This window comes from Candidatus Methanoperedens sp. (assembly GCA_027460535.1).
Taxonomy (GTDB): Archaea; Halobacteriota; Methanosarcinia; order Methanosarcinales; family Methanoperedenaceae; genus Methanoperedens.
Map to the genome: position 1 here is coordinate 43,872 of JAPZAR010000027.1, position 14,578 is coordinate 58,449.

At 47.0% G+C, this 14,578-nt stretch carries 13 protein-coding genes; 1 reads left to right on the forward strand and 12 read right to left on the reverse strand.

The window, feature by feature from the left end:
• Positions 1-7: 7 nt before the first annotated feature.
• The 7 genes from thrC to O8C65_11555 all read right to left on the reverse strand — a co-directional run bounded on the left by thrC (position 8) and on the right by O8C65_11555 (position 10,122).
• Complete coding sequence (gene thrC / locus O8C65_11525) at positions 8-1,282, reverse strand: threonine synthase (protein ID MCZ7357554.1); 1,275 nt, start codon at positions 1,280-1,282, stop codon at positions 8-10.
• Between the two features lie 374 nt (positions 1,283-1,656).
• Entirely contained in the window at positions 1,657-5,889 is a 4,233-nt protein-coding gene (locus O8C65_11530) for a hypothetical protein (GenBank protein MCZ7357555.1), read from the reverse strand.
• Positions 5,890-6,782: 893 nt separating this feature from the next.
• A complete protein-coding gene (locus O8C65_11535; GenBank protein ID MCZ7357556.1) occupies positions 6,783-7,577 on the reverse strand; it encodes a class I SAM-dependent methyltransferase family protein in 795 nt (264 codons plus the stop codon).
• Positions 7,578-7,584: 7 nt separating this feature from the next.
• On the reverse strand, positions 7,585-8,379 hold the full coding sequence (mtxX, locus tag O8C65_11540) for a methanogenesis marker protein Mmp4/MtxX (protein MCZ7357557.1): 795 nt from the start codon (positions 8,377-8,379) through the stop codon (positions 7,585-7,587).
• A gap of 191 nt (positions 8,380-8,570) precedes the next feature.
• Positions 8,571-9,392 carry a pyrroline-5-carboxylate reductase gene (gene proC / locus O8C65_11545; protein ID MCZ7357558.1) on the reverse strand — a complete coding sequence of 274 codons (822 nt, stop codon included), beginning with the start codon at positions 9,390-9,392 and terminating at the stop codon, positions 8,571-8,573.
• 56 nt (positions 9,393-9,448) lie between these two features.
• Positions 9,449-9,799 carry a nascent polypeptide-associated complex protein gene (locus O8C65_11550; protein ID MCZ7357559.1) on the reverse strand — a complete coding sequence of 117 codons (351 nt, stop codon included), beginning with the start codon at positions 9,797-9,799 and terminating at the stop codon, positions 9,449-9,451.
• Positions 9,800-9,804: 5 nt separating this feature from the next.
• Entirely contained in the window at positions 9,805-10,122 is a 318-nt protein-coding gene (locus O8C65_11555) for an iron-sulfur cluster assembly accessory protein (GenBank protein MCZ7357560.1), read from the reverse strand.
• A 140-nt stretch (positions 10,123-10,262) separates the two neighbouring features.
• On the opposite strand from O8C65_11555, the gene O8C65_11560 reads away from it, so the two are divergent.
• Positions 10,263-10,580 carry a DUF2551 domain-containing protein gene (locus tag O8C65_11560; GenBank protein ID MCZ7357561.1) on the forward strand — a complete coding sequence of 106 codons (318 nt, stop codon included), beginning with the start codon at positions 10,263-10,265 and terminating at the stop codon, positions 10,578-10,580.
• On the opposite strand, the gene O8C65_11565 is transcribed toward O8C65_11560, so the two are convergent.
• Genes O8C65_11565 through O8C65_11585 form a run of 5 tightly spaced genes read right to left on the reverse strand, consistent with a single transcriptional unit; the run spans position 10,577 to position 14,485 of the window.
• A complete protein-coding gene (locus tag O8C65_11565) occupies positions 10,577-11,104 on the reverse strand; it encodes an HD domain-containing protein (GenBank protein ID MCZ7357562.1) in 528 nt (175 codons plus the stop codon). The two genes, O8C65_11560 and O8C65_11565, sit on opposite strands and share 4 nt — an antisense overlap.
• Entirely contained in the window at positions 11,101-11,613 is a 513-nt protein-coding gene (locus O8C65_11570) for a transcription factor (GenBank protein ID MCZ7357563.1), read from the reverse strand. Before O8C65_11570 ends, O8C65_11565 begins: the two co-directional genes overlap by 4 nt.
• Before the next feature lie 36 nt (positions 11,614-11,649).
• A complete protein-coding gene (locus O8C65_11575) occupies positions 11,650-12,753 on the reverse strand; it encodes an ATP-grasp domain-containing protein (GenBank protein MCZ7357564.1) in 1,104 nt (367 codons plus the stop codon).
• Positions 12,750-13,277: a tRNA (cytidine(56)-2'-O)-methyltransferase gene (locus O8C65_11580; protein ID MCZ7357565.1), complete on the reverse strand. Its 528-nt coding sequence runs from the start codon at positions 13,275-13,277 to the stop codon at positions 12,750-12,752. Before O8C65_11580 ends, O8C65_11575 begins: the two co-directional genes overlap by 4 nt.
• Positions 13,278-13,279: 2 nt before the next feature.
• A complete protein-coding gene (locus O8C65_11585; protein MCZ7357566.1) occupies positions 13,280-14,485 on the reverse strand; it encodes an MBL fold metallo-hydrolase in 1,206 nt (401 codons plus the stop codon).
• Positions 14,486-14,578 lie beyond the last annotated feature (93 nt).

Consider the following 14,578-nt stretch of genomic DNA (forward strand, 5'->3'; position numbering starts at 1 on the left):
TATCACCTTATGTATTAGCGATCGGTGCAACCTCTCGCTGCTTGTGAATATCAAGTTTTGGCTCTGTGAGACGCTCAAACTCGCTCAGCATTGGTTTGATGACAGGGGGACGTTGCAGTGACTTGAGCAGGGTATCCTGCGCCTTAAGACCGTTCCCCGTGACGTATATCACGATCCGCTCATCGCGCTGTATGTGCCCGCTCTCAACCAGTTTCTTCAATCCCGCGACAGTAGTGCCTCCCGCTGGTTCCGTGAATATTCCCTCCGTCCTAGCAAGTAGATGGATAGCATCAATGATCTCGGGGTCTGTCGGCGTGGCCGCATAACCTCCTGAATCCAGGATCGTCTTCTTGGCATAGTACCCGTCCGCCGGGTTGCCTATGGCAAGGCTGTGCGCCACTGTCTCGAAGTTCCTGACCGGGACAACCTCGCTGTTGTTTTGCACAGCGCATGATATGGGCGAACAGTTGAGGGGCTGCGAACCCGATATCCTGACATCCGCTTTCTCCACAAGACCCACACGTTCAAGTTCCTTGTATCCCCTGGAAATGGCGCACAGGAGCGCGCCGCTTGCCATCGGGGCTACGATGTGGTCAGGAACTTCCCATTTCAACTGCTCAGAAGTCTCATAAGCGAGCGTCTTTGAACCTTCGGTATAATAAGGCCGGATATTGATATTCACAAAGGCCCAATCCGGATGGGAGTCCGCCACCTCGCTTGCGAGGCGATTGGCATCATCGTACGTGCCTTCCACAGCGATCACCTTCGGGCCGTAGATGAGCATCTGTACTATCTTTCCTATTTCTATCGTGCTGGGGATGAAAATATATGCCGGCAATCCGGCTTTCGCTGCATGGGCGCCCACTGCTGCCGCAAGGTTGCCAGTGCTTGCACACCCTACTGCTTTTACATCAAATTCGATCGCCTTTGAAATTGCAACCGATGTGACCCTGTCCTTGAATGAATTGGTAGGATTCACGGACTCGTCCAGGATATAGAGTTCTTCGAGTCCTAATACCGCTCCCAGGCGGTCTGCATGATGGAGAGTATTGAAACCGGCTCCGAGGTCGATGCGTTTTTCTGATTCGAGCGGGAGTAGGTCTGCGTATCTCCATATCGATTTTGGCCCCGCAGCTATCTTTTCTTTACTGATGTGGTCTGAAATATAATCCCAATCGTAATTGACTTCAAGAGGACCGAAGCATTCATAACATGTATTCTGGATAACAGCAGGGTACTCAGCACCGCATTCCCTGCATTTCAATCCTATAACGTGACTCATCTAAAACTTCACCTGTCCATAATAGAACATTACCTTATATAATATTTACCATTCATGTTGATAACTCAGAGTAATAAAAGACTGAATAGTTTGTTATAATTCTGAAGTTCCATTGCTATAGCGCCGAAAGCAAGCACAGTAACAGAAAAATTGGCGGGATAAAGCTCCCGCGATCGCCGGCGGAAGAACAAAGATTATACCAAGTATATTTCTTGCTTCCCAGAGACTCCCAATCTGCAAAGACACTCAGATTCCCTTTCTGAAATAATATCTTAGGGATCGGGTTACCTTTTCACATGTTTTCGATACTAAAGAGCAGAAAAAAAAGAATTCGGGGAGAGGTAAAATCCTTCCCCGAATAACGGCATTTGTTACTACCTCGTCGTAATTGCAGCCACGTTGGTGGACGTACTGGAACCGAAGATATTAGTTGCCAGGATACGGTATGTGTAGGTTGTCCTGCGTTTCACACCGTCCTGACCTGTGGTGGGGTTCGTGTATGTCATGGGGCCAGTCCCCGGGTGGGCCGGCAAGGTTGCTACGTTAATCCACGTAGTACCACCATTGGTTCTTCTCTGGACGATGAAGCTCGTCTCGGCATTGAAGTTGGGCGGATTGGAGACATTGGGGGAATTATCCGTCCAGTTGACAACGACGGGGGCGTTATTTGCAGGATTAGGCTGAGCTGCCGTCAGGCTCGATGGAGCCGCAGCCGGGGGGCCCACCGTGACACTATTGGAGGGTGCCGAGTTGACGGTATTGTTGGGATAGGCGCCCATATTGAGGATACCGACCACGTTGGAAGCCAGCACCTGGTAGTAGTAGCTGGTGTTGGCTGCAACCGTGCTGTCGTTAAATGCCAGGATCCCTCCGGTTGCCCTGTTCGGAACGCTCCCTGCAACCATGAAAGTCGTCAGTCCTGTCGTGAAGCCAGGATCCGTTGCCCTCTGGATAGTGAAGTTTATCTCGTCGACAGAGTTGTCTGTCCAGGTCAAATCCACTCTCAGCGGACCACTGAGCCCTGTGGCAATCAGGTTGGAAGGCGCAGCCGGTGGAACAGACACCACTACTGGTCGCATCATGTCGTTTTCTTCATGCCCAAGCAGGTGGCAGTGGTAGACATACTCCCAGCCGAAATTGACCAACTGATTGGTTATGACAGGAGTTACCGGGTTGCCGTTCGGGTCTACATTAGTAAATCCCGTCGTCGAACCTAGTGGACGCGTCACATCCATCGGTCGAATGCTGTTGGGAATCTTGAAGGGGAGGTTCGTGAGCTTAAGTGGCCTCAACGCCACGATGATGTCTTCCAGCGGGTTCATCCGCACAGTTTCCTTCCAGCCCAGCTCGTTGGGGTCTGGGGGCCTGATGGCACCGTCCCACCCGACCCGGTTTATCACCTGTACGTTGAACAGGTGGACATGGATGGCATGGGTATCAACGCCGTTGTGCGTGATCTTCCATATCTGGGTTCCATCGTTTAGAGACCCTATGGGAGTGCCAATGTCCGTTATGTTTATAAGTTCCACGGGTGGATCGATGTATGCCTGGATGATGGATGTCTGCCCAACATTGTTAGTATGCCTTATTTCGTTACCAAGGATGGCATTCATCCGACCATAGTCAGTTGTGAAGTCCTCGATGATGGCCTTTGGCTCCATTTCCATCCTGATAGCGCCTGTTGGGCCGATTGGGTCGAAGGTGAAATTGGTGTCCTGGATTTTCACATACGCACTTGCATTGCCAGGGAAACCTGGAGCAGGCGGGTTGTAGACGCTATTGTAAGGAGCCTGAGGCACGAGAATGGTGTCTTGGGACGCATTAAACACAGCAGGTAACGCTGTTTGCAAGGCCGTCAAAATGGTTGCGTTGACATCGTCGACGGGCGCGGACGAATCAGGTCCTGCACCTACATGGATTTGCATGATGGTGCGGGTGTTGGGACCGTAGCCTGCCAGGGTCGATGGTGCACCGCCAGAACTGGTCTGGTCTGAGTCATTCGTATAGTAGTCAAGACGGGGATCAGCAGCCGGAACAGGCGCGGGCGAGTCGCTATAGAGGATCAGGGTCTTTCCTGCGAACCTGGAGAAGTCAACAATGACATCCGCCCTCTCAGCCGGTCCGAGGAAGAGTGCCTTCTCTTTGACATTCCCTACGGTTATGTCTCTGCGGTTGTAGACGTAGTTGATCGGCTGGTTTTTTACCACCATTGGAGCAGGCATGAATCCGCCCTCGGTGCCGATTTGGATCATTGCTGGGCCCCTGGTGTTCGGATCCGGGACGCCACCCTCACGGTCATCGAAGGTAAAGCCACCTGGTATAATGGTATACCACCAGGTAGGGAAGGGAGTGATCAAGTTCTGGTTCGAGTTGAAAGGAACCATCTTGACTTCGGTATTCTTCCGACCATCTACGGTGGTCACATTCGGGTCGGCAACATACAGCTGCAGGTTCCAGAACCGGTCGTCAGCTGCGTTAAGTATGCGGAAGCGAACAGGTCCTGCTGGCACGTTGAGGACCGGGTAGGCTTTGCCGTTGACAAGCGGGGTGTCCATGAACGCTTCAGGCACGCCGGACGGCGAAATCAACCGCGCATCTGGCGTCCCGGGGATCTCAGGCCCCTCGCAATACTGCGTGGCGCTGGAAACGCAACTGGCATTGAAGTTGGGGTTCGGGATCGGCCCGAATTGTAAGCCTGTAAACGGCGGCCAGAACCACGGGCCGTAATCCCATCTGCCCATTGGGTTAGCTCCTGTTAGGTCCCCCGGGTTCTGGTTGGGCATGTAGACGTGGGGATACCAGAGCTGGCCATAGCCTCCCCACTTCGTCGAATTCCATGTAGGATCCTGAGCCATCAGTTGCGAGGCAAAGGTGCCCATCTGGTTCGTGAATGGTGTGGTGTTGTCGGGCACGAATGTCTTGTCCTGGATGACAAGGGGAATTCCGACGCCCGGGAGTACTGCTGCATTCAAAGGATTTGCTCCCGCTATGTTGGTACCATTGATCAAATCTTGCTCGAACTGGTCTGTCAACAGGTAGCCTGATGCCTCACCGGCATAGACATTTAGACGGGTGATCCCGTAGGCATGGTCGTGATAGAACATCAGCCTGGCGCTCTGCTGGTTGGTATAGTAAAAGGTCAGCGAGCCAGCGCCGGGATCGGGCATGTCAGGGACGTTGGACACACTCACACCTTCAGGGTAATCGGTAATCTCTCCAGCAGGAGTAGTCCACTGATGGGGGGTCCCGTCACTGATCCATGGAGTGGTTCCACCGTGAAGATGCAGGGTGGCTCGGTTCTCAGAGTAACAGGTTGTAGGCTTTGGCGTCGCCGAACAATCCGTACTCATAGTAGCATTGGGACCATCCCCCGCCCCCATATAAGTTGTGTCCACCGGAAGGAAGAGGTCGCCTCCGGCACCTGTGGGAAGCTTGTTGGTGAACTTGACGCGAACTGGCTTGTCACGCGTGGCGATGATCACGGGCCCAAGATAACTGATAGGTGCGACGTCCACCCCATTCATTACCTGCACATATCCCCTCAGTTTTGTCGGGGGAAGGTCTGAATGCATTTCCTGGGTGTACTCTCTTAGCTCAATTTCATAGCAATCAGCCGGCTGGCTGGAATATGTGCAGGGAGTCGGAGTGGCAATTGTTAGACTCGGTAATGGATTGATGAATTTCCTTATACCCCCGGAAATGACAGTGACCGCTATGGAGTAGGTTCGATCGGTGCTGAACATCGGGTAATTGACATCCCCAAGGTTGATTATAGAACCATTTATAGGGGCCGCAGCAGCCGGATAAAGTAAGGTGTCATTTCCCACTCCGCCTGGCGTAGCTGGAATGTCGACGGCAATCCCTTGCCCGTAATGGGCAATCAGGTCGCCTGCTTGAACGGTGGTTGGCGTTACTGTAAAAGTCTGTACTTGTCCAATCGTTACAGATGGTACTGTCAACGGTCCGCTATCAAAAATTACTGTATATTGGTTCGGAACACCTGTGGGCTGCAACACGTAGGCATTAAATGTATTTGGCCCTGATCCCGGCTGATTATATGTCTGGAATGATGAGAGTGTCCCATTTGACAGCGGGGCATGGGTATTGACAACGAATACGTTCGCCGCATTGTCTGTGGGAATCGCCCGCCCGATCAACGGATTCCCGATTGTGGTTACTGCCGGAAGCGGGCTGTTGGCATAGTTAGGCCAAATGCCGAAATAGTCAGGTGTAGTACCCGGCCCGGGTTGTGCGATGGCTGCGATTCCAACCGCTGCAGGTGCAATCGTTGCGGGTCCAACCGCTGCTTTCCCCTTCTTTCCAAGAGATTTTTTCAACTTTTCTGCTGCAGCCTTCCTCTTGGCAAGCATATCTATCATCATTTCTCGTCTTTTCAGCGGATCAATTTTATTCAGAGTATCCTTTGCAGCATTTGCACCCAGAGTCTGGCTGTCCACTGTGGTGACATTGCCAGTGTCTGATGTGTGGCTGCTCGGAACGGCAGCACTGCTGTTCAACATAAATAATGTCAATCCAGCAGTAAGCAACATTAATACAATGCTTGCATATATTGTTCTTTTTAATTTATGTTCATTATTATTTACCATATATTTTTCTCCTTTTTTCGCGTTCTTTATTTCACTCCTTATTTTGCTTTTTTGCGGAGATTAAACCTCGAAGCGATTTATATCTCCGCTTATTATTTCTATTAAATTTTATATGGACAGATATCCTATCATTTTGTCATTTATCCCCCCAAAAGCATCCCGCTTTTAAAAAATATTAGAATTAATTCCTTAAAAAGGATTAAGATTTAATTGCATATATCAAAAGCATATATCAAAAGCATATATCAAAAGCATATATCAAAAGCATATGTTAAAAAGCACATGTCAAAAGCACTTGCCGGCTTTATATGGCGGCAGACGTGCATCAATCTAATCTTTTTGTCCCAAAGCCCTTGGACAATATTTTCTCACAAATAATTCTGAATTTGGATTTTCAGCGGATAAGAGGTTGCTTAGATGGACGGTGGGACAAAAAAGGGATGATAGAATTGGAACTGCTCTATTTTGCGCTGGCGTCTGTCTAAATTTATACTCGACTTAATTCTGTCCCACAGCCTGAGACATGTGACCATTACATTACGTTTGACACGATCAAACTAACCGCGGATTAGCGTACTATAAACACTTTCGGTCAACATTAGCTTTATAGTGAGGGGTTGCGACCCCATAGTCCTGAGGAAGCGCCGCAGCTTGCGGGATTTAACATGAAATCACCGGTTGCATATTTTCAGAAGTCAACGAAAATTACAGATTGATCGAAATCCTCTCTTATATTCAACTTATAAAAATAATGTGGCCTGTCTCATGCAGACCAACTGATAAGCAGAAAAATGAACATGACCACGAGATATGAGCCAAGTATCTCATCTGCAGGATTAGTTATTGGCACATTTAGTATTATAACACTACCTCATTCCCTCAGATAAATGCATTCAGATCATTTGCATATCAAAAACATACCTGTTCACCCGCGGTGCCACTCCCCCGCAATTTCGATAAGACCTGACCCTCCATCCTTTTTCTTCCAGCAATCTCTTAAAATGAGCAATTTCAAAATCTTTTTTAAATGTATAGAAATGGATAGTTCCTTCTGGTTTCAATATAAAGCGTGCAAGACTCAGGAAATAATCCTGCCCGTATGGAGTCGGCATCACGATCCTGTCAAAATCCTTTCTGAAGATAAGATTAATCGAGTTCGCATCACCCAGAATGATATCAGCATCGACCTTATTCAACTCTGTATTTTTCTTGCAGAAAGTGCATGCAAGGGGATTATTCTCAATCCCGATTATATTGACATTCCTTGTTTTCGCGATGGGTATCAAAAATGGCCCTGCGCCGCAGAATAATACGAGAACGTCCTCGCCGTTTCTCACCAGTTCCGCTATCCTTTTCCGCTCAAAGTACATTTTGCCTGAAAAATAGGTTCTGGCTATGTCCACATGGAAATCGCACCCATTCTCCCTGTGTACCGTGGTTGTCCTGTCCCCTAACAGTATCTCGAAATCCCCAACGCGCTTCGTACCATGGAGTTTGTTCGTTTTTCGAAGAACCACCATAACACCCCTCCTGTGTGAGACGAGGGCCTGCGCAATGAGATGCTTTTCATCTTCAAGCTGTAGCGGGATATTGATAATGGCGATATCCCCTATGACCTCAAAGCCTTTCGGGAGAAGAGAAAGTTTTTTCTCAGGAAGTTTATCTTTCAGAATATCTCTGAGGGACATGTTCTTGTTAGCGCATTAACGCGCTTGCGAGCATAATGGCCCTCGCAGCATCCTCTTTGACCCTTGAGGTGTCCACGAAAACCTTTTCCATCAGCACAGGCGCTCCATACCCATGGCCTCCACCCAGGAACACAAGGGTCCTGAAAATAAGATTGCCTGAGATCCCATCCGGTGCGATGATGAAATTCGCCTCTTTTACGGCATCTTCTATCAGTATAGAATAATTTTTTGCATCTATCCCCAGCTCGCAAACTTTTTTTGTTACGATCTCTGCATCAACAAGCGTCATATCCACCCGCTCATCCCTGCCTTTATCCTCAAAGCGCCCGCCTGAGAGGATGCCCACTTTTGCTTCTATATCCAGTCGTCCAATATGCTCAACACCTTTTCTTATCAATTCGATCTTACTCGCTACCGTATTTCCCTCGTCGATGCCTACTGGCGCAAGGAAGAAAGGTCTCCCATCTGCTGTTTCCAGCAAAGCGATCCTGAATAATCTGGTCGTCCCGAGTGAGATTTTCAATGCGGATAGAGTTTTTGTGGCACTCAGCGTACCCCTCACAGCGCCATCTATTTCTCCGGAATCCAGCAACTCTATGAGCGTTCGAGAAGGTTCCAACGAGTGGATTATTTCAAGCCTGCTTGGCCTGATGTGCTCCTTGTCGCCCACGAGCACAACATCTGCATACTCAGCCGCACTCTCAGCGTTCTTGATGAGTTTTTCTGAATTTTTCCCGATCCCGACACCTATTCTTGCATGGTTATGCCTTGCTTTTTTCTCTATCTCGATAAGGAAATTCATAGTTTACTTGTATACTTTGTATACTTTTATTCCGGCCAAAATTATTAACATGGCTGCTGGTATGATTTTTAGTTCATTGCGTTCCTGGCGGTTTATCATGTTGCTACCCCGAAGGTGCAAAGCTTCATAATATTTTTCAATTAGAGAATTTTAAGCCATTTATATTATTCGTCAAAACTAATTGAACTTATTTAACTGTTTTTTCTGCCAAGTTCCTTTGAGCGTTCGCATGCCGCTATCACCGCATTCATCATTGCAACACGTACGCCGCGCTCTTCCATGACCCTGATGCCTCTTATAGTCGTCCCGCCCGGCGATGTCACCATATCCCTTAACTCCCCTGTGTGGGTCCCGTTATCCAATACCATTCTGGCTGCGCCAAGAACTGTCTGGGCTGCCAGCAATTTCGCCGTGTTCCTGTCAAGACCTTCATGCACCCCGCCGTCGGCAAGCGCTTCAATTATCATGAAAATATATGCCGGGCCGCTTCCTGAAAGTCCTGTTACTGCATCTATGAGGTGCTCAGGCAATATGACAGTCCGCCCGACGGCATTAAAGATCCCACTTGCAACTGCTACATCCTCGTTCGATACCGCGCTTCCCGGACTGATGGCAGACGCCGCTTCTTTTACGGTCGCTGCTATATTGGGCATTACCCGGATAACTTTTGCACCGCGGGGCAGGGCATTTTCAAATGTCTCTATTGATACGCCTGCTGCTATTGAAATTATGAGCTGGTTCTTTATTGAATTTTTGATCTCATCAAGGACTTTCGGAACAATCTGCGGTTTTACTGCTATCACCAGTATATCTGAATTGAGAACAGAATCGCAATTGTCCTTGCAGATGTTTATTTTGTACTCATTGTGCAGCGACTCAAGTTTCTTAAAGTCCGCATCGCTTGCATATATTTTATCAGGGGAAAAAAGGCCGGATGCGAGTATTCCTTTGATGAGTGCCTCACCCATCTTTCCAGTGCCGATAAATCCGATTTTTTTGCTCGACGTTGCCATTAGACTCTTCTACACTAAAGTGACTGAACCAATAAAAAGATATTCATAAGAGAAAATCAGGTCTTACTGAGCTTTAAAATAGCGGCCGCAATATCACCTTTTGTTTCCTTGAGTGCATTTCTGGCCTCTGTTTCACTTGATTTTGCCTGTTCCATCACGAGTTTGACGTCTTCCTCGGGAATTCTTACCTCACGTGCGATTTCCTGGGGCGTTCCGACGACCTGGTAGGTTTTCGTTCCCCTCGCATCCATTATGGAGACCTGGGCATCTTTGAATACTATGTCCTTTTCGGGTGTGCGGATGATGACCTCTTCCACATTTTCGATCTCGTTTATGTCGATTCCCATCTGCTTCATCATGGAAGCCATCTTGCGTGGATTGATACCTTTTCCAAGACCGGGGAACATTTAGATCACCCGCAACTTCCGCACCCTGAACCGCACCGTGCATGAGGATTATCTATTATGAAACCTTTTCCGTAATCATTATCGATGAAATCGATTTTCAGCTCGTCCATTTCATTTTGAATGTCTTTACTAAAAAATAATTTTATTCCATTGTTTTCCTGGACCTCGTCCCCTGTTTTTGGGGTTTTTTCCAATGTGAGTCCATATTGTACACCGCTGCAACCTATCCCTGCGGCGAATATCCGCAAGCCGTGGTCGCTTTTCTTTTCTTTTTCAAGCAACTGTTTCAATTCTGATGCCGCTGCGTCTGTAATCTCTATCATTTGCATCTCCTATCGTCCCTCTATGTTTTGGGTATATATAAAAATATCACAGGTAGATTTCTTTTATAAAAAGAAAATTAAATATAATTTCAGAAAAGTATATATACAATAAAAGAAACTTTTAATTATCCGGTGGTTCGATGGAGTCACTCAAAATTAGAATTAAGAGACGCATAGAAGTATATCTTGAGCTTGATATAGATGGTATCAGGGAATTCATAATAAATATACTGCTTAAATTAAAAAAGGTAACCGTGGACATGCTATACCGTGAACTTAACAGAAAATTCAGGGTTTCCTACAGTGCGGTTGCCTCAACGCTGGGATATATCCATTCAAAACTCGGAATTCTCCATGCTTACAAGGAATCATACAAGATACCAACAGTATACTCGTTAAAAGAGGAATACGTGGACATAATCAAAAACGCACTGAGTGAGAAAGCACAAACCTGTTAGCATATCATTGCAGTAATCTCATCATTTAGATCGATGATGCGGCGAATTATTTTTTCATCAACCTGTTTTTTTTGAAGGTTCAGGACAAGCTCATCAATGGTACCCACCTTTTCACCAAAAACAAGATTATCCGCATGTGCGACTATCTTTTCTTCCATTGTTACAGGGAAGTAATCCTTCTCCGGGAGACCGAGGGCAACCGCTTCTTCCCGGGAAATTCCAGCCCCTATGTGCCGCTCTATAATATTTACAACTTTATCGCTTAATCCGTTTTCAAGAGCTATTATAGAACCAGCGACTGCGTGCCCAATGCCATGTGTTTTTGCCCTGCCTATGTCATGAAGCAAACCACCCAGATAAATAGCATCGATATCAATATTAACTGAAGTCCCTTTTTTTTTTGCACACTTCTCAATATCGAACGCAATTCTCCTCGCATATGCGGCAACGGTCCTGCAATGCCCAATGACACTGGAAGAACAACCGGAACTAATGAGCAGACCTATAGCATCCTTCTCATTCAAGCGGTAGCACCTGAAGTCATTTCTTCAAGCTCTGTAATCCTCTTTTTGAGAGATTTTATTATGGCTTCATTTTCCTGATACTCAAGTTCCTCACCGTCAACCGGACAGATAAAACTAAGCTCAGCCGCCGTCTCAAATAGAAAACGTTCGCAATTGTTTTTGCAGGTATAAAACACCTTATCTTCCTCAAATTCAAGTTTTGTCTTGAGATTTTTCAAAAGTCTCTTCGATTCGAGCTCAAGCTGGCCGTCCAGATTGCTAAGGTCAAGCTTCCATAAATAAGTAAGCCAGCCGCTGTCAGTATCCCTTACTCTTCGATAAACTGCGAGACGATTCTCATATAATATGAAAAGCGTTCTCCTCACAATATTCAGCAAAACCCCTGTCGCCTCTGCGATCTTTTCATCAGTGACCTCGCCTTCAGGCATATTTTCTACGACTTTGAACCCCTCCTCACCAACAAGCCTTGCGAGATAACCTTTAATAACAGGATCACTTAAATCTGCCAAAAATATCACCATACTTTATTTGTTTTTATAAGTTCTTTAAGCTTCCGTTATTTCCTTGATCTTGCGTGAGGATGTTCCAATTTTTTCGAGGACTATTTCCCGCGTCTTACCAGTTTCAAGAACTGTAACCACCGGTTCATCAGGTCTTACTATCCAGCCTGCCTGTGGAATGTCGGAAGCTCTACCTTTTTCCATGCATCTGGCAAGAGTACCTGAGATTTTTTCATTTATTACGATGTTCCTATTCGCATAAACTATGGCTTTCGCGGCAAAGCATACCGGCTTCCCACGTTCCGGAAGTTCGCCGCTAAAAGATTTGACATGGGCGTCAAAAATATTGATCCCCATGGAAAGCTCGACCGTGTCAATACTACCCTGAAAACGGGGATTTACCTCTAGGACAGATACCCCTTTTTCAGTCAGCATGAAATCCACACCATTGGAGCCCAGGAGCCTGAATTCCAGGGCGATCCTGGTGGCATATTGTATCATCTCGTTATTGAATTTTGAATTGAATGGCGTGATGTTGCCGCAGTATGCAAATGGCAACCTGGTAAGCCAGGGAATCCCGATAAGCTGTTCATTTAAAGCAACTATGACTGCTTCATCGCCATTGCCGATCAAAGATGCGCTGCATGGAATTCCTTCCACGAATTCCTGTGCTATGAACTCCTCTGTGTTGCTCCTTTCCATGAACGATGACAGATCGTCTTCATCCCTGAGAACTGAATTCTGTATCCCGCCTGAGCCGAACCTTGGTTTGATCATCAAGGGGAATCCAAGCTCTGATGCCTTGTTCAATGACCTGGTTTCGGGGTGAGGTATATCCATTTTGCTAAAATTCTCTGCAATCTTAAGTTTGTCATTGACTTCCTCCAAAACCTGGAGCCTGTTATTCAGGACATTTTTAAATCTCAGTTTCTCAAAACCAGGCATCAGTACCACGGAATCGACCTCGCCAAAAGCTGAAGCAAGTTCATACAATCTTCTTTCAGGCATGCCTTCAAAAAATCCATACTTGTCGGCACATTTACGCATATCCACATCGCCAAAGCGGTCAAGGGCATAGACCGTATATCCTGCCTTTTTCGCAGAGCAGACAACACCGCGGGTACTGTTGCCGATCACCAGGATTCTCATTTGTTCCTTACCTCTTTTCCCCGTCTTTTCGGAACGATCTCAATCTCTCCACCTTCAAATTCAGATTTCAGGGGGTCTTTGCCTGCCGCAGCCGCAAGTCGATCGAGGACCACCGCAAGGGCTGCAACTTCTGAATGGGGCTGGTTCCCGAGAGCAATATTCCAGTCTGCCATATCGTATATCTCAGGAGGCACTTTTTCCGCTCCAACCACTATTAAAAGATCGTGAGTTACTATTTCATCAATCGCATCCGGAAGATTGACCCCGTACATTGTTAGGTGCATCACTTTGCCTCCTTCCTCTTTCCATTTCTTGATCTCGCTTTTCCAGTTCGAAATCCTCTTAACATAGAAGGAGCCACCCCATCTCTCTGTTACCTCACTTACGCTTTTCTCGATCCCCGCGTCGTCAGAATCTAGAAGCATACCTTCTGCCCCCAGCGCACGCGCCGTAAGGGCCACATGGGTAGTAATCCGCTGGTCTCTCTGAACACGGTGGCCGAGTCTTAGAATTATTGTTCGCATAGTTATATGTAAATCGTTTCACCATTGGCAGGTGCAAATGACTGTACGCCTATCTCTTCTTTTATCCAATCAGCAAAGCCGGAAGTATTATCGCCATGGACCGTAAAAACTGTTTCCGTTCCGTTATCGCAGAATTTTTTTGCCAGGTCTTTTAACTGAGTATCTCCGCAGTGCGCCGAGAAATCGTACATTTCAAGCCGGCAATTAAGGTGGATGATATCACTCCTGTCAACTATATATCCTCTTTCCAGCGCCGTTCTCCCGTTTGTTCCTTCTGCCTGATAACCTGTGAGGTGGATCTTTGATTTATGGTCTCTGTAAATCTCGTTGATATAATAAAGCACAGGACCGCCGTTTAACATCCCTGCGCTCGTCACTATTATCGAGGGTTCCCTTATGATATCTTTCCGCTCTTCCGGCTCCACAATGCTTGAGCTCGTGAACATCTTTTCAAGCTTGCTAATATCCCTCACATATTCAGGCGATCCTTTCATAATGTTGAATACATCCACACCCATGCCGTCAACATACGCATGGAGCCCGTGTTTTTTCAGGATAAGCAGTATCTCCTGCGTCCTTCCTATGCTGAAAGCCGGAATTATAGCTTTTCCGCCATTGTCAACCGTTTCTTTTACTGATTCGATAAAACGCTCTTCAAGAGTCTTTCGAGGCGTGTGGTCTCTGCCAAAATATGTGCTTTCTATCAAAAGTATATCGCTATCGGGAAGCTCAGAGTCCGCTCCTTCCTGGAGTTCTGTCTGGATAGTATTTATGTCGCCTGTATAAACCAGGCTTTGTTTGCCTTTTTCAAGATAAACCAATGCAGAGCCTGGAATATGTCCCGCGTCGTAAAGACATGCAGTATAACCGCAGGTCTGGAATTCCTTTCCATAAGCTACAGGCCTTGCGCTTCTCTCAAACTCCTTGATTTCTTCGTTATAATACGGTATGTGGTGCCCTTTATTTTTCGCTATTTTAAGAGTGTCCCTTGCCAGGAGCCCGCTCAGCCTGGCTGTCAGGTTCGTGCAGTATATTTCTGGCTTTAGGTCCATTAGATTGGGCGCAAGCCCGCAGTGATCGAGGTGCCCGTGAGATATTATGAGGGCTTTCGGACGAAGCCCGTTCTTTGGGAACGTGGGAGGGTCAGTGGGTTTAATCCCATAATCAAGAAGAAGCTCCTCATCCACAAGTATTGCAGACCGTCCCACTTCTCTTGCTCCGCCTAAAAATCGTATATTAATGTTATCGCCTCAGCTTATTTGCATAATATAAAACAACGAACTTGGAACGAACTCACAAAG